The 16262-nt window shown below is 64.8% G+C and carries 12 protein-coding genes; 4 read left to right on the top strand and 8 right to left on the bottom strand.

Annotation, left to right across the window (positions count from 1 at the left end):
* Positions 1 to 34: 34 nt before the first annotated feature.
* Both eat and DOM36_RS08865 read right to left on the bottom strand, forming a co-directional pair.
* Complete coding sequence (eat, locus tag DOM36_RS08870; RefSeq protein WP_110642747.1) at positions 35 to 1411, bottom strand: ethanolamine permease; 1377 nt, start codon at positions 1409 to 1411, stop codon at positions 35 to 37.
* Positions 1412 to 1466: 55 nt separating this feature from the next.
* Entirely contained in the window at positions 1467 to 2777 is a 1311-nt protein-coding gene (locus tag DOM36_RS08865; protein ID WP_110642745.1) for an aminotransferase class III-fold pyridoxal phosphate-dependent enzyme, read from the bottom strand.
* Between the two features lie 259 nt (positions 2778 to 3036).
* On the opposite strand from DOM36_RS08865, the gene DOM36_RS08860 reads away from it, so the two are divergent.
* Positions 3037 to 4080, top strand: a complete 1044-nt coding sequence (locus tag DOM36_RS08860) for a phosphotransferase (RefSeq protein ID WP_110642743.1) — start codon at positions 3037 to 3039, stop codon at positions 4078 to 4080.
* Between the two features lie 186 nt (positions 4081 to 4266).
* Positions 4267 to 5328 (top strand): AraC family transcriptional regulator, encoded by a 1062-nt coding sequence (locus tag DOM36_RS08855; RefSeq protein ID WP_110642741.1) that lies wholly within the window; start codon positions 4267 to 4269, stop codon positions 5326 to 5328.
* Positions 5329 to 5409: 81 nt separating this feature from the next.
* Here the strand turns inward: DOM36_RS08855 and DOM36_RS08850 are convergent, their stop codons facing one another.
* Entirely contained in the window at positions 5410 to 5802 is a 393-nt protein-coding gene (locus tag DOM36_RS08850) for a gamma-glutamylcyclotransferase (protein ID WP_110642739.1), read from the bottom strand.
* Positions 5803 to 5890: 88 nt separating this feature from the next.
* Positions 5891 to 7051 (bottom strand): acetylornithine deacetylase, encoded by a 1161-nt coding sequence (gene argE / locus DOM36_RS08845; RefSeq protein WP_075570338.1) that lies wholly within the window; start codon positions 7049 to 7051, stop codon positions 5891 to 5893.
* A gap of 253 nt (positions 7052 to 7304) precedes the next feature.
* Here argE and wrbA point away from each other — a divergent pair, with 253 nt between their 5' ends.
* Positions 7305 to 7910 carry an NAD(P)H:quinone oxidoreductase gene (gene wrbA, locus DOM36_RS08840; protein WP_110642736.1) on the top strand — a complete coding sequence of 202 codons (606 nt, stop codon included), beginning with the start codon at positions 7305 to 7307 and terminating at the stop codon, positions 7908 to 7910.
* Positions 7911 to 8046: 136 nt separating this feature from the next.
* On the opposite strand, the gene DOM36_RS08835 is transcribed toward wrbA, so the two are convergent.
* Positions 8047 to 9453 carry a sugar porter family MFS transporter gene (locus DOM36_RS08835; RefSeq protein ID WP_198651246.1) on the bottom strand — a complete coding sequence of 469 codons (1407 nt, stop codon included), beginning with the start codon at positions 9451 to 9453 and terminating at the stop codon, positions 8047 to 8049.
* Between the two features lie 42 nt (positions 9454 to 9495).
* A complete protein-coding gene (locus DOM36_RS08830; RefSeq protein WP_110642734.1) occupies positions 9496 to 10230 on the bottom strand; it encodes an SDR family oxidoreductase in 735 nt (244 codons plus the stop codon).
* Between the two features lie 189 nt (positions 10231 to 10419).
* Here DOM36_RS08830 and DOM36_RS08825 point away from each other — a divergent pair, with 189 nt between their 5' ends.
* Positions 10420 to 11610, top strand: a complete 1191-nt coding sequence (locus tag DOM36_RS08825; protein WP_110642732.1) for an ROK family transcriptional regulator — start codon at positions 10420 to 10422, stop codon at positions 11608 to 11610.
* A gap of 33 nt (positions 11611 to 11643) precedes the next feature.
* Here DOM36_RS08825 and DOM36_RS08820 read toward each other — a convergent pair whose 3' ends face one another.
* Both DOM36_RS08820 and DOM36_RS08815 read right to left on the bottom strand, forming a co-directional pair.
* Positions 11644 to 14952, bottom strand: coding sequence for an AAA family ATPase (locus tag DOM36_RS08820; protein ID WP_110642729.1), 3309 nt, complete (start codon positions 14950 to 14952; stop codon positions 11644 to 11646).
* On the bottom strand, positions 14949 to 16196 hold the full coding sequence (locus tag DOM36_RS08815) for an exonuclease SbcCD subunit D C-terminal domain-containing protein (RefSeq protein ID WP_110642727.1): 1248 nt from the start codon (positions 16194 to 16196) through the stop codon (positions 14949 to 14951). The genes DOM36_RS08820 and DOM36_RS08815 overlap by 4 nt, the downstream gene beginning before the upstream one ends.
* Positions 16197 to 16262 lie beyond the last annotated feature (66 nt).

The raw sequence follows: 16262 nt of genomic DNA, 5'->3' as shown, positions 1-16262 counted from the left end.
CCTCGCCGGCGTCGCGATGGGGATCCCGCGTCGTTCAGGATATCGGATCGAGGGCGTCTTCCGCTTCCCGGCGCTGTGTCCTGGTCAGCGCGAAATAGAGCCCGCCCAGCAGCATCAGGCCGACGAAGAGCAGCGCGATCGTCGGGTTGAACCAGAGCATGGCGACGAGACAGACCAGCGCCATGATTAGCGCGACGAGCGGCACGACCGGGTAGCCGGGCGCGCGATACCAGCGCTCGAGTTCCGGCTCGATGCGGCGCAGCCGGAACAGGCTTAGCATGCTCATGACATACATCACGATGGCCCCGAACACCGCCATGGTGATCATCGCGGCGGTCAGACTCATGCCCTGCAGGTCGAAGCGCCCGTCGCTGAGAATCGCGGCGACGCCGATGACACCGCCGGCGAGAATCGCCCGGTGGGGCGTCCGGAAGCGGGAGAGCCTGGTCAGGCCGCGCGGCAGGTAGCCGGCGCGGGCCAGGGCGAAGAACTGGCGCGAATAGCCGAGGATGATGCCGTGGAAGCTGGCGATGAGGCCGAACAGGCCGATCCAGACCAGCATGTGCATCCAGCGGGAGTCCTCGCCCACCACCATCTTCATCGCCTGCGGCAGCGGGTCGTTGATGTCGGAAAGCGTGCGCCAGTCGCCGACGCCTCCGGCCATCACCATCACGCCGAAGGCGAGTATCACCAGGGTGATGATGCCGCTGACGTAGGCCTTGGGAATGGTGCGGCGAGGGTCACGGGTCTCTTCGGCGGCCATCGCCGCGCCCTCGATGGCGAGGAAGAACCAGATCGCGAACGGGATCGCGGCGAAGATGCCGGAGATGGCCGTCGCGCTGAACGCGTCGCTTCCCGCCCAGCCATTGGCGACGAAGTTCGCCAGACTGAACCCCGGCGCGACCACCCCCATGAACACGAGCAGTTCGATCACCGCCAGCGAGGTGACCAGCAGCTCGAACATCGCCGCCAGCTTCACGCCCAGGATATTGAGCGTCATGAAGATGACGTAGGCGCCGATGGCCGCCAGTTGCGGGTCCAGCGCCGGATACTGGACATTGAGATAGGCGCCGATGGCGAGCGCGATGGCCGGCGGGGCGAACACGAATTCGATCAGCGTGGCCATCCCGGCGATCATGCCGCCGAACTCCCCGAAGGCGCGGCGGCTGAACGCAAAGGGGCCGCCGGCGTGGGGAATGGCGGTGGTCAGCTCGGTGTAGCTGAAGATGAAGCAGCTATACATGGTGGCGATCATGAGCGTTGTCACCAAAAAGCCCAGGGTGCCGGCGACGCCCCAGCCATAGCTCCAGCCGAAGTACTCGCCTGAAATCACCAGCCCGACGGCGATCCCCCATAGTTGTATCGGGCCCAGTGTCGGCTTCAGCATATTTGTTGTTGTCGGCAATGACATGTCGTTCTCCGTCATGAGTGGCTGATAAAGCACTTTTGATGGGGAGCCGGCCCTTTCACAGGCGCGAGAGTACCGTCTCCAGTCCTGTCACCAGCATCCGGCTGTGTTCTGTCTTGAATACTAGCGGCGGGCGAATCTTCAGGATGTTCGAGTGCGGCCCGATGGCGCCGATCAGCACGCCCTCGTCACGCAGGCCGTTGACGATCGAGAGCGCCATCGCGGCATCCGGCTGGCCCTCGGCATCGACGATCTCGACGCTCGCGTAGAGGCCCACGCCACGCACGTTGGCAAGAACGGGATAGCGCATCGCGAGCGCGGCGATCCCGTCGACGATGGCCTTGCCGGCCTGTCGGATCGACGGCAGCAGGTTCTCCTGCTCGATCACTTCCAGAACCGCCAGGCCAACCGCGGCGGAGACGGTGTTGCCGCCAAAGGTGTTGAAGTAGCTCGATTCGCCGCCGAAGCGCTCGAGGATATGCGGCTTGACCACGGTCGCGGCCATCGGGTGGCCGTTGCCCATCGGTTTGCCCAGTGTCACCAGATCCGGCACCAGGCCGTGGCGCTGGAAGCCCCACATGTGCTCGCCGCTGCGGCCGTAGCCGGGCTGTACCTCGTCGGCGATGTAGAGTCCGTCGGCGTCGCGGATCGCCTCGACCGCCTCCTGCAGGAAGCCCGGCGGGTCGAAGAAGCCGCCATCGCTGGTGAAGAAAGTATCGATGAGCAGGGCAGCGGGCTTGATGCCGTGGCGCTGCATGTCGGCGATCGCCGCCCTGACATCGGCGGCGAAGCGCTTGCCGACCGCTGCCGGGTGGGCGGGGTCGTGGATCGGTGCCGGGATGGCGCGGGCGTCGCGATCGAGCTTGACGTAAGGGCCCATCGACGCCGAGAGGGCGGCGATCGACTTGGTCATGCCGTGATAGCTGTACTCGGTGACGATCACGCCGGTGCCGCCGGTATAGTCCTCGGCGATACGCAGGGCCAGATCGTTGGCCTCGCTACCGGTACAGGTGAACATCACCTGGCTGAGTTCGTCCGGCATGGTACCGACCAGCTTCTCGGCGAAATCCAGCACATTGTCGTGCAGGTAGCGAGTGTGGGTGTTGAGCAGCCCCGCCTGGTGGGTCAGTGCCGCCAGCACGTGCGGATGGCAGTGTCCCACCGAGGGCACGTTGTTGTAGACGTCGAGATAGCGCCGACCGTCGGCGTCGAAAACCCACACCCCTTCGCCGCGGACCAGATGCAGCGGGTCCTTGTAGAACAGCTGGTAGGCCGGGCCAAGCAGGCGCCGGCGGCGCTCGATCATCTCCAGTTTCTCCGCGGCGACGATATCGCCGGCGCTGGCGTCGAAGGCGTTGGTCTTGAGCATCGGTCTCTCCTGGGCAGTGATGTCTTGAGCGTCGCACTGGCTCGATGACTCGCATGATGCCTCGGCTGGCTCGATCAGGACTTGACCGCGGAGCATCGCTGGCCGCGTCTTACGGTCAAGCCGGGCCCGTCTGGTGGCTAACTGTTCTCCTGGGTCAAAGGTTCGCCATCCAGGGTCAAGCCGTATCCGTCCGAGCCTCTCATGCTGTGGGCATCGACAACGCCTCGCTCGCAGGCGGATGACTGACAGGAGATCTCCCATGGCTGACTTGGTTTCGCTCTCGACCGTGCCCCAGGCCGATTCCCTCGACGACGACACCCTGATGCGCCTGGCCGTGGCGGCCAGCCAGCGCTATCCCGACGACGTGCGCGGCGAGGTGCGGCTGCTGTGCCGCTCCGAGAACGCCACCTTCGTGATGCAGGGGCCGGCGGGGCGGCGTTATGCGATGCGCCTGCACCGGGGCGGTTATCATCGGCGCGAGGATATCGTCAGCGAGCTGGCCTGGCTGGCCGCGCTGCGTGACGCCGGCTACCAAGTGCCGGAGCCGGTCGCGACCCGCGATGGCGAGACGGTGCTGACGCTGTCCCTGGAGAAGGAGAGCGGTGACGAAGAGGGCCAGCGCCATGCGGTGCTGTTCGGCTGGATCGCCGGAGACATGCCCACCAATGCCGTCGATCCCCAGGCGTTTCGCCGCCTCGGCGGGATCACGGCCCACCTGCATCGCCACAGCCGCCACTGGAAGCGGCCGCCGGGATTCCAGCGCATCGTCTGGAATCACCAGACCATGGTCGGCGAGCGCGGCCACTGGGGACGCTGGCAGGATGCGCCCAACCTGAAGGCTGACGATCACCCGGTGATCGCGGCGGCGATCGAGCGTATCGGCGCCGAACTGGAAGCCTACGGCCGATCGCCCCGGCGCTATGGACTGATTCATGCCGATCTGCGCCTGACCAACCTGCTCATCGAGGGCAACGCCACCCGTATCATCGATTTCGACGACTGCGGTTTCGGCTGGTATCTGCACGATCTCGCGGCGGCGCTGAGTTTCGAGGAGCATCATCCGCGTGCGGGCCGGTGGGTCGAGGAGTGGCTCGCGGGATATCGCGAGGTCGAACCGCTCGAGCAGGCCGACCTCGCTATCGTGCCGACGATGATCGCCCAGCGACGCATCCAGCTGCTCGCTTGGGCGGGGTCCCATGCTCAGACCCGGCAGGCCGCGGATCTCGGTCCGGACTGGGCAGACCACTCGGTTCGATTGGTGAGGCGCTATCTGGAGGGCAAGCTGCCGGTCGGTGCCGAATGATCCGAACGGGTGCAGCCGGCATGCAGCCTGCCCCATGGGCGAGCGATCGGGCACGGCCTTTCCGAAGCGAACCCGTCACGTTGCCGTCCTTGAAGGCGACGTTGGCAGGGCGCGCCGGGCCCTGCCCGGCAGTTGGTATGAAACTTGCTGATCAACAACGACAATCGCTCCAGCAGGTAAAGGTTCATGGATCTATCGCGATTCTCGCTTGAGCCCGGGGCCATCGTGGGTGCGGGAGCCGGCAACCGTGGCGTGCTGTCGGCGGCGGCCAGCGGGCTCTGCGATTTCATCGCTCGTCACGGTGGCGACGCCGACCGGATTCTCGGTATCAGTGGCGTCGACCCCGAGTTGCTGGTCCAGCCGACGCTCAGCCTGAGCCTCGACAACTACTGTCGGGTGATGGAGACCGCCGCGCGGGACTCCCGGTGCGACAACTTCGGCCTCTACTACGGTCAGCAGTTCAAGCCGCAGGCGCTGGGACTGATCGGCTATATCGGGCTCTGCTCCTCGACGCTCGAATCCGCCCTGCACAACTGGGTGAGCGCCTTTCCCTACCATCAGCATGACACCTTGATCCGCTTGGTGGATGTCGACGACTGCTGGCGGCTCGACTACCAGGTGCGCCATGGTCGAATCCTGTGTCGGCGCCAGGATGCCGAACTGACCATGGGCATGGCGCTCAATCTGATCCGTTACGCTGCCGGGGCGAACTGGGCCCCGCGGGCGGTCATGTTCGAACACCCGCGCCCGGAGCAGTGGCACGACCACTGCAAGTCATTCGATGCCCAGGTCTATTTCGATCAACCGCTCAATTCGATGCTGATCCCCAAGCGCGACCTGACTCGGTCGATGCCCGATAGCGATCCGTTGCTGCTGGGCGTGATCGTCGACGCAATTCGTCGCCTCGATGGACAGAGAACGCCGCAGGGGCTGGTCGATCGGGTGCGGGACCAGATTCGCCAGTTGCTCTCGATAGGGGAACCGACGCTGGAAGGCACGGCCCACCGTCTCGACCTGTCGAGCTGGTCGCTGCAGCGGCGTCTCAACCGCGAGGGCGTCAGCTTCAGTGGATTGCTGGACGCCGTGCGCCGGGAAATGGCCGATCACTACCTTTGTCAGCCACACCTGTCGATTTCGGAGATGGCGCTACTGCTGGGTTTTTCCGAGGCGAGCGCGTTTTCGAGAGCGTTCCGACGTTGGCATGGTGCAAGCCCACGACAGTGGCGAAGCCGGAAGCGCAACCAGTAAGCTCTGTCTGAANNAGTCAATTTTTAACGCCGGATGGGCGAGCGCAGGCATTTTTCAGACAGAGCGTAGCACCAGCGTCCGTCACGCCCCCGCCGGCCAGCCGCCCTCACGAATCACCGGGCAGCCCGCCACGTCCCGGTTGTAGAGATAGAGCCAGGCAAGGCCATAAGCGGTCGTGTAGATCGCGCGATCGTAGTCACCGGCGGTCGGCTGCGCCACGCGGTAATCCTCCAGCCGGTCCAGACCTTCCAGGCAGTCAGCGTCGACGCGGAACACTTCAATTTCCACACCGCGTGAGGTTTCGGCCCGGGCTCCCGGATAGGGACCAAGATCGTAGAGCGTGACGCTGGTGAGGATGTCTTCGCCGACGAATTCGGCGCCGTCGAGCCAGTGATGATTGCGAAGGCCACGCTTCAAGGTTCCGTAGACAGCGACCAGCGGGGTTCGGTGAATGGCGAGAGCCGGTATGGGCATGATTCAGGATTTCCGGTGACGTAGATGGCGTTGACGGAGGTGGCGTTGACGGAGAGCGCATTGATGGAGAGAGCGTTAACGTCGATGGTTACCTGGCCAGTCGCTCCCCCAGTCGTCGCATAAAGCGGTCCCCGGCTTCGAGCTGGCCGATCTCGATGTACTCGTCTGGCTGATGCGCCTGCTCGATGCTGCCCGGGCCGCAGACGATGGTCGGCAGGCCGACGCGCTGGAACTGGCCGCCCTCGGTGGCGTAGGCAACACCGCCGGTCTCGACACCGGGGACGTCGAGCAGTTCGCGACAGAGAGCCAGAGCCGGCGCGTTGTCACGATCGGCAAGCGCCGGCACGGTATCGATCAGCTGCTCGGTGACGATGCACATCTCCGGTGCCCGCCGTTGCAGCTCGGCTTCGAGTGTCCTGGCGTAGCGCTCGAAGCGCGCGAACACGGCATCGAAGCCGTCACTGGGCAGGTGACGAATCTCCCAGTCGAACTGGCAGTGGCGCGCCATGATATTGATTGCGGTACCGCCTTCGATCAGACCGACGTGCAGGCTCGAGTGCTGCACGTTGAAGACATGCTCCAACGCGCCCTCGTCGACCAGCTCCTGCATGATCGCCTCGATTCGCGTCACCAGTTTGGCCGCGACGTGAATCGCCGAGACGCCTTGATGGATCTGGCTGGAGTGCGACTCCTTGCCGGTCACCTTGGTGCGCATCGTGGTGATCCCTTTCTGCGCGACCACCGGCTGCATCGAGGTGGGTTCGCCGATAAAGACGGCGCCGGGTAGTGGCTCGTCGGCCATCAGCCGCTCGATCATCAACGGCGCGCCGAGACAGCCGATCTCCTCATCGAACGAAAAGGCGAGGTAGATCGGTCGCTCGAGGTCCAGTGCCTGCCACTCGGGAACCCGCGCCAGGGCGCAGGCGAGAAACCCCTTCATGTCGCAGCTTCCACGACCGTACAGACGGCCGTCGCCCTTGTCGGTCAGGGTGAACGGATCGCTGCTCCATGGCTGGCCGTCGACCGGCACCACGTCGGTATGACCTGAGAGCACCACGCCGCCTTCGACGGCCGGGCCGATACGAGCCAGCAGATTGGCCTTGTCGCCATCGGCATTGGTCAGGCGCTGGGCCGGGACGCCGTGCGAGGCCAGATAACGCTCGACGAAATCGATCAGCTCGAGATTGGAATGGCGGGAGACGGTGTCGAAGCCGATCAGGCGGGTCAGCAGCTCGCGGGAAGTCGTCATCACTGGCTCCGATCCATCAGCGTGGATCCTGTTCGGTGAGTGAGCCGACAGAATAGCGGCTAAGCCTTCGTGGCAACAAATTGCCGGCCTGGCTGGTGTCCGGATGTTGCAGCCTGCTTGGACGGAAGCATTCGATCCTTTCGCGTCTTCCGGCTCAAAAAATGCAGTGTCGTGTCCATGGCGTTGAAACATCGGGCGGGCTAGCCTGAAAGGCGTTTCGTGTTGAAACCTGTCTCCCCCAAGGAGTATTTCCATGAGCAAAGTGCTGGTGTTGTATTACTCGAGCTACGGTCACATCGAGACCATGGCCAAGGCGGTCGCGGAGGGCGCCGAGGGCGTCGACGGTACGCAGGTCGATATCCGCCGAGTGCCGGAGCTGGTGCCGGAATCGGTGGCGGTGAAATCCGGTTACAAGACCGACCAGGTCGCGCCGCTGATCGAGGGGCCGGAGGCGCTGGAGAACTACGATGCCATCATCGTCGGCACACCGACCCGTTTCGGCAACATGGCCTCCCAGATGCGCAACTTCTGGGACATGACCGGCGGCCCGTGGGCGCAGGGCAAGCTGATCGGCAAGATCGGCAGCGCGTTTGCCTCGACGGCGACCCAGCACGGCGGTCAGGAAACCACGCTGACCTCGATCCACACCACTTTGCTGCATCACGGCATGGTGATCGTCGGTGTGCCGTACAGCTGCCCGGAGCTCTCCAACATGAACGAGATCACCGGCGGTACGCCCTACGGGGCGACGACGCTTGCCAATGCCGACGGTAGCCGCACGCCAAGCGGAAACGAACTGGCGATCGCGCGTTTTCAGGGCAGGCACGTGGCCGAACTGGCGACGAAACTGGCTGGCTGATCTCACCGAACGGATTTGCCGCAATGCCCATCGGCCAGGATCGGCCAGGATCAGTAAGGGCAACGAACGAGGCCNNGGCCTCGTTCGTTGCGTACCACGGTACTGCGTGGCGTTCGGCTCCCTGTTGGCTGAGCGCTTACTCGTAAACCATCTCCTCGAGCTCCTGACCGTTGGTCTCCCGTACGAAGCGGGCAACGAAGAAGACCGAGATCAGCGCACAGATGGCGTAGAAACCGTAGGCGCCGGTAAGACCGATCGAGGCCAGCATGATCGGGAAGGTCATGGTAATGGCGAAGTTGGCGACCCACTGGAACAGGCCGGCGACGGCGAGCCCCGAACCGCGGACCTGATTGGGGAACATTTCGCCGAGCATGACCCACATCACCGGCCCCCAGGAGACATTGAAGAAGAAGACGTAGACGTTGGCCGCGATCAGCGCGAGAACCCCGTTGGCGGAGGAAAGCGCCAGACGGCCATCGACGATGTCAGCGGTCGAGAAAGCGTAGACCAGCATCGCCAGGGTAATCGTCATGCCTACCGAACCGGCCCACAGCAGAGGCTTGCGACCGATGCGGTCGATCAGGCCGATCGTCACCAGGCAGGCGGCGATGCTGACCGCGCCACTGATGACGTTGATCATCAGCGCATCGTTCTCGGAGAAGCCGACCGCCTGCCACAGCACGGCGCCGTAGTAGAACACCACGTTGATACCGACCAGCTGCTGGAACACGGCCAGGCCGATCCCGATCCAGACCAGCTTCAGCAACTTGCCGGTGGCGGGGTTGATCAGATCCGAGAGGCGCGGCTTGTGGCGGTTGGAGAGCGATGCGTGAATGTCCTCCAGACGCTTGCGGGTTCCGGCTTCGTCATAGACCAGACGCAGCACCCGCTCGGCCTTGGCATCTTGGCCGGCACTGACCAGAAAGCGCGGGCTTTCCGGAATGAACATCAGTGCGACGAGAAAGATCCCGGCAGGAATCAGCTCCATCCAGAACATGCAGCGCCAGGCTTCGAAACCGAACCACAGCGGGGCCGTCGAGCCACCGGCAACATTGGCCAGAGCGTAGTTGTTGAGGAACGAGAAGAATAGCCCGCCGATGATCGCTACCTGCTGGATGGTCGCCAGTCGACCGCGCAGATGAGAGGGGGCGATCTCGCTGATATAGGCCGGGGACATGACACTGGCCGCGCCCACCGCCAGGCCGCCCAGCACGCGATAGATCACGAATTCGAGCGAACTGCCGGCAATGCCGGAGCCCCAGGCGCTGATGATGAAGAACACCGCAGCGGCCAGCAACAGCGTGCGTCGACCGAATTTGTCCGCCAGCCGGCCGGCGAAGAAGGCGCCTACCGCGCAGCCCAACAGCATCGAAGCGACGTTGAAACCGGTGCCGACGCTTTCCGACTGAAAGGCCTGCTGAAGGCCGTCGACGGTGCCGTTGATGACACCGCTATCGAAGCCGAATAGAAAGCCGCCGATGGCGGCGACGCAGCAGATGAGCAGAACCACGAAGGGATGTTGTGAAGTACTTGATATTGGCATTGTTGAACTCCGATGGCGTGTCGACGAGGATCCTGGGGCGGCTCACAGCCAGCCGGCATCGACCCAGTAGTTATGAGCGGTACAGGCGGCTGCCGCGTCCGAGGCAAGAAAAAGCACCATGCCCGCCACATGGTGAGGATGAATGCGCACCTTGAGCTTCTGTTCGGCGACGATCTGCGCCTCGTCTTCGGCGCTGTACCAGCGCGACTGGCGGGGCGTCTTGACGTTCCCGGGGATCACGCAATTGACGCGGATCCCGTCGCTGCCAAGCTCGCTCGCCAGCGCCCGGGTCAGCCCCTCGATCCCCGCCTTGGCGGTTTCGTACAGGACCATGCCGGGCTGGCCGAGATGCCAGCTGATCGACCCGAGGTTGATGATCACGCCCTCGCCTCGACGGCGCATGGCTGGGGCGGCCTCGCGAGCGGCCAGCACCAGATGGCGCAGATTGACGGCCATCCGATTCTCCCAGTACGCCGGGGTGACATCCTCGAGCCGGTGGCGGTCGTCGTTCGCGGCGTTGTTGACCAGCACATCGATGTCTCCGACCGCGCCAAGCGTCGCGATCAACGCCTCGGCGTCGGTGAGATCGCAGTGATGAAAGTGCACGCTGTCCCCCAGCTCTTCGGCCAGGGCGGTGGCGCCATCGAGGATGTCGAGAAAATGCACTTCCGCGCCCTGCTCGGCGAAAGCGCGAACCAGACCCTCGCCAATTCCGGAACCGCCGCCGGTAACGACGACACGCTTGCGCTCTAGACTGGGGTATATGGCTAGTGGCATGACGACTCCCGATAATTAGTAAAATGTATTAACTAAATAATGGGCGAAGCATGCGCGGTTGTTGAGCAGGCCGCTATTGGTCATTGGTGTTAAGACTTAGGTCGCGCGATCTTGGTGCTTTCCGGTCGCTGGCGTCGGGCTTTGGTATAGTCGCGACATCCGCTGCCACTCGAGGTTGCCATCGCCGCTATGCCCAACGCCTTCACGCCGCAGACGTCCGGCGATCTCAACTATCTGAAAAGTCTCAATCGCAGCACGATTCTGAGCACGGTACGGCGCAGTCCGGGCCTATCCCGTGCGGATATCGCGCTCGAGACGGGCCTGACCAAGGCCACGGTAGGCAGTGTGGTGCAGGCGCTCGTCGAGCGGGGTTGGCTGCGTGAAGGAGAGTTGCATGCGCGCGGCGGCGGGCGGCCGGGCCGGGCGCTTTATCTGGATGGTGACCGCCATTACATGCTGGGCGCCGAAGTCGGGGTCAAGGGGCTGCGGCTGGTTGCCTGCAATCTCGTCGGGGAGATTCTGGCAAGCTGCCATCGGGAAGAACCACCGATCGATCCCCAAACCACAGCGGCCCGGCTGGCGGGGCTGCTGAACCGGTTGCGCCAGGCCCCAGCCATCGTCGAGCGTCACTGTCTCGGGCTAGGAGTCGCGGTGCCCGGCCCCGTTTCGCCCCGCGCGCCGATCCTCAGCCTGGCGCCAAACCTGGGGTGGGTCGACGTCGATTTCCTGGCGTTGCTGCGAGCCGAAACCGATCTGCCGGACGGGCTGTGGCTACTGGACAACGAGGCAAATGCCGCCGCCTTCGGCGAGTTCTATTTCTTCGAGGGCGTGCCGCCGGAGTCGATCGCCTACATCAGCGCCGGCAGCGGTATCGGTTGTGGTGTGGTCAGTGGCGAACATTTTCCGGTCGTGCCCCGAGGGCATCAGGGCCTGGTCGGGGAGATCGGACATACCGTGATTCAGCCGGGCGGGGCGCTTTGCCATTGCGGCAATCGCGGCTGCGCGGAAACCCTGGTGAGCGGGTGGGCGCTGCGCGAAGCGCTGAACGTCGAGACGGATGCCAGTCTCAGTGCGGCGGTGCAGGCTAGGGCCGACGAGGCGAACGTTCAAGCCTTGATCCAACGCGCTGGCGAAGCGCTGGGGCTGCTGATGCTCAATCTGCACCACACGCTCAATCCGTCGATGCTGATTCTGGGCGGGTCGTTGATGCGGTTGAAAGGGGGCCTGATTGAACCGGCGCTGGCCTACTTCCAGGCGCATCAGAACGATCTGCTGCGACAGTCCCAATCCGTTCCGATCAAGATCATCGAAGACAGCACGTTCACCGCGGCCAGAGGCGCCGCGGCCCAGGTCATGGCCAGGGCCGCGATCGAGGTGTGACCCGGCGAGCGTCGGCGTTGCTGACGCCGGGTATCAGCGGCGCTGAACCACGAGCTGGCTCGCACCGTTGCCGCTGGGTTCGACGCGTATCTGTAGCGGAATCCGCTCGTGCATCTCCTGGACGTGGGAGATCACGCCGACGCGACGCCCCTGCGCCTGCAGGCCATCGAGGGCGTCCATGGCCAGCGCCAGCGACTCGGGATCGAGACTGCCGAATCCCTCGTCGATGAACAGCGATTCGATCGCCAGTTGATGAGAGGCCATCGAGGCCAGACCCAGCGCAAGCGCCAATGAAACCAGAAACGTCTCGCCGCCGGAGAGCGAGTGGACCGAACGGCGTTCGTCGGCCATGTCGCCATCGATCACCAGAATGCCGAGTTCGCTGCCGCCGCGAGTCAGTCGGTAGCGTGGCGTCAGTGCCCGCAGATGTTGATTGGCGTGGGTCAGCAGATGATCCAGGTTATAGGCTTGGGCGATTCTGCGGAAACGCTTGCCGTCGGCGCTGCCGATCAGGCCGTTGAGCCGCTCCCAGCGATTGACCTCGAGCTGTGCCGCTTCACGTTCCCGGGCACCTTCGCGCTGTGCCTGGCGGCGGCGGTCGTCTTCGCGTAGCTGATGCTGGGCGGCATCGCGGCTCTCCTGGCGATGGTCGCGCTGACGTTCCAGCGCCTGCAGCGTCTCGCGCTGGCGAGTCAGTCGCGCCGACAGCTCGCGCGTACTCGACTCGTCGAGCAGGTCGCCTTCGTCCGCGGCCGGGAGCAGCGTGCGGCGCTGCTCGCGTAGCGCCTGCTGGCGTTCGTCGCGCTTGACGGTCGCGGCGGCAAGGTCGCGCTCCTGCTGGGCCAGCGCCTCTCGCCGTCGGCGATGATCCGCCTCGTCGATCGCCAGCAGGGCGTCGACCGTCTGGTCGTCGAGGTCGGGTCGTTCGAGACGCCACGCTTGCCAGGCGCCGTCGAGTTGATCGAATTCCGCCTGGGCGTCTTGCTGGCGCTGCTCGAGATCCGCGAGTCTTTGCGTCAACTGGGCATGACTCTGGGCCAGTGTCTGCCAACGAGCCCGATGCGACTCGTGCGTGGTTTCCGCCTTTTGGCGACGCTGTGCCAGCGCGGACTGCCAGGCCGGGACGGATTGATGGCCGCCGAGTCGGTCCGCCAGTTGCTTGGCGGTGTCGTCCCGCTGTCGCTGCAGTGAAGGCAGCGCGGTCTCGAGCGCTTGCAGGCGCTCCCGGTTGAGGGACTGGCGCTCCTCCAGCTTGCCCAGTTCGAGCGACAGCTGCTGCCATTCGGCTTCCAGCGGTTGCAGGATGCGCTCCGCTTCGTCGAGCGCGGAGAGGCGATCGCTGGCCTGCCGCCACTGCTGCGTCAATTGTTCCCGTCGAGTGTCGAACCAGACGTCGGCCTCGGTGCTGCGACGCAGATCAGATGTCAGCGCATGCGCATCGAGGGTCGCCCTGGCGTGATCGAGCTGGCGTGACAGCGTCTCGAGCTGGCGCTCCCGTTCCAGCAGGCCCTGGCGACAGGCGCGATAGTCGGCGCTGCACTGGTGATAAGTCAGGTGGGCGTTTTCGACCTGCTGTCGCTGGCTTTCGAGCTGTTGCCGTTCCTGTTGTTCGATCGCTTCTATCATGGCGGCACCGGGATGGGCCGGCGGCGCATATCGGTAGGGGTGGTCCGTCCCTCCGCAAACCGGGCAGGGTTCGTTATCGCCGAGGTGATGACGCAGCTGTGCAACGCTGTCGCTTCGGGCGGCCCTGGCACCTTCGATCTGCTGGCGGATCAGCGCCTCTTCGGATTCCGCGTCCTTGAGCTGCCGTGCGGCTCGTTTGCCCTGCGCTTCCAGATCCTGCAGCCGGTGCCGTTCGGCCTCGAGCTGCTGGCGCGTCTCGGTCTGCTCCCGGCGCAGGCGTTCACCCTCGCGCCAGTCCTGCTGCAGGCTCTGCAGCGCCTGGAGATCGCGTTGGGCCAGATCGCGTTGGTGATTGAATTCCGCGCGCAGCTCGTGGGCGTTGCGGCGTTCATCCGTTTCGTCACCGGTTTGCAGCAGATGCTCGAGCGTCGTTCGCTGTTCGCGCAGACGTCTCTCGAGGGGTTGGCGCGCGCTCGTCAGTTGCTGTCGGCGCTGATCGTCGGCCTTGACGGTCTCGGCGAGCTGGCGATGTTCCTGCTGCTGCCGGCCGAGCTGCTGCTGTTGATGCTCGAGATCGGCCGCCAGCCGCCGTGCCTCGTCGAGCAGGGGCTGGGCTTCCTGTTCGTCGTGTCGGGCTTGTTCCTGGGCCTGCTGCGCGGCGCTCAGCTGCGGTTCCAGGGTTTCGCGTTCGCGATCGCAGGCCTCCGACTGGCGACGTTGTTCCGCAAGGGCCTGGCGCTGGGCGGCAAGCGTGTGTTCGAGCGCCTGACGCCGCTGAGCGCGTTCTCGCCACGGCGCCAGCTCGTCGAGCTGCGCGAGTTGCTCGCGTTGCGCCCGATTTTGTTGCCATTGGTGGTCGGCCTGGCGCCAGCCGGCGTCGGCCAGCTGCCAGGCCTGGAGAAGTTGAGCCTCACGTTCGAGTTCGGTGCCTTGAGCGTGATGACGGGTCAGTTCGGCCTGCAGCTCGGCCAGCGCCTGTTCCTCGACTTCGGCCTGCTGCTCATAGGTCGCGCGGATATCGGCATCCACCGGCAGCGCGTCGGCGAGCCGGGTTTCGATGGCCTCCAGCAGGGTCCTGGCCTCTCGAACGCGCTGATAGGCGGCTTTGGAAATCGCGGAGTAGTGCTGAGTATCGGTCAGGCGCTCGAGCAGTTCGCTGCGCTCGTTGTCATCGGCCTTGAGGAAGGCGGCAAACTCGCTCTGGGCCAGCAGCACGGCGCGGGTGAACTGGTCGAACTTCAGCCCCAGACGCTCGGGCAGCAGCTTGTCGAACTCGCGGGTCTGGGCGGTGAGCAGTTGATTGGCATCCAGGTCGGTCAACGACTGTTCGGCTTTCTGCAGGCTGCCGTCGACCCTGTTGCGAGCGCGGCGCACCGACCAGCGAGCGCGGTAGCGACGGCCATCGCGGCCGACGAAATCGACTTCGGCAAATCCGCCGATACAGCCGCGGCGCAGCAGCGTGCGCGCGTCTGCGGTGGTCAGCGTGTCGTCGTTGACGTCGGCGATCTGGGAATCCCGCCGGGGTGCCTGGCGCAGACGCGGCGTGCTGCCAAAGAGCGCCAGACAAAGCGCATCGAGCAGCGTGCTCTTGCCGGCGCCGGTGGGGCCGGTGATGGCGAACAGCCCCTGATCGGCCAGCGGTGAGGCGGTGAAATCGATTTCGTGACGGCCGGCCAGCGAGGCGAGGTTTTCCAGTCGAATGGCAAGGATCTTCATGCTTCGACCTCGCTGTCCTGGACCTGCTGCAGCAGGCTGGCGAAATCCGTCATGACCTCGTCCGGTGGTGCTTCGCCGTAACGGCTTTGCCAGGTGCGGGAGAAAATCTCCTGCGGTGTCAGGCTATCGAGATCGACGGTGGCGCCCGCGTCCTCCAGCGAGCTGGCGTTGGGGTAGCGGCTGTGGATGCGCAGCAAACGCAGTGGCTTACCCGCCATCGCGGCCTCGATGCGGGCGCGCAGATCGGGGCGTGGCGCGTCGAGATCGACCCGGATCTCCAGCCACGGCCAGCGATCCCGGGAAAAATCGGCGTCGACATCGGCGAACTCGGCGTCTGGCTCGAGTTCGCTCAGTGCTTGCTCGATCTCCTCGACGCTGCCCGGGCCCAGCCGTTTCAACGCCACATGACGCGGAATCGGCAACGTCTCGATCTCGCCGAGCGCTTCGCCATCGAGCGTGAATTCGAGCACCTGATGCGGATAGTGACTTTCGCTGAAATCGAGCGGCAGGGGTGAGCCGCTGTAGCGAATACGGGCTTCGCCGACCTGCTGCGGCCGGTGCAGATGGCCGAGCGCGACATAGGCGATCGATGCGGGAAATAGCGTCGCCGGGACGGACTCCTCGCCGCCGATGACGATGGGGCGCTCGCTCGCCTCGGAAACGGCGGCACCCTGGAGATGGGCATGACTCATCGCCACCAGCGCCTGGCCCGGCCCGCGACGGGCCTCGGCGGCTTCGACCAGTTCGCCATGAACCCGGGCAATTCCCTCGCGATAGTCGTCGACATCGCCACCGGTGACCTCGGCCGGGCGCAGGAAGGGGAGCGCCAGGCACCACGCCTTGAGCGTGCCGTCGGCGTCGTGCAGCGGGACCAGCAGGTGATCGCTGTCGAGCCGGCCATCGTCGAGCCAGTGCACGCGTCCCAGGGCGTGGGTCTTGAGACTTTTCATCAGTGGCGCGGGTAGCTCGATGCGCGAACCGCTGTCGTGATTGCCGGCGATCATCACGATTTCCAGCGTCGGAAGGGCGGCATGGGCGGCAACGATGAAGTCGTAGAGCAGCTCCTGAGCGCGCAGCGACGGATTGACCACATCGAAGATATCACCGGCGATCAACAAGGCATCGGGTTGACGCTCGATCAGCGTCGCCAGAAGCCAGTCGAGAAAGGCGCGATGTTCGACATGGCGGTCCTGACCATGGAAGGACTGGCCCAGATGCCAGTCGGCGGTGTGGAGTAGTTTCACGGCGCGCCCTGTTGCGACAGAAGAGAGTGAAGACAGAAGAGAGTGAATCGGCAAAAGCGTCGCCAA

The organism is Salinicola sp. CPA57 (assembly GCF_003206035.1).
Classification (GTDB): domain Bacteria; phylum Pseudomonadota; class Gammaproteobacteria; order Pseudomonadales; family Halomonadaceae; genus Salinicola; species Salinicola socius.
This window is presented reverse-complemented; position numbering and strand designations above follow the sequence as displayed.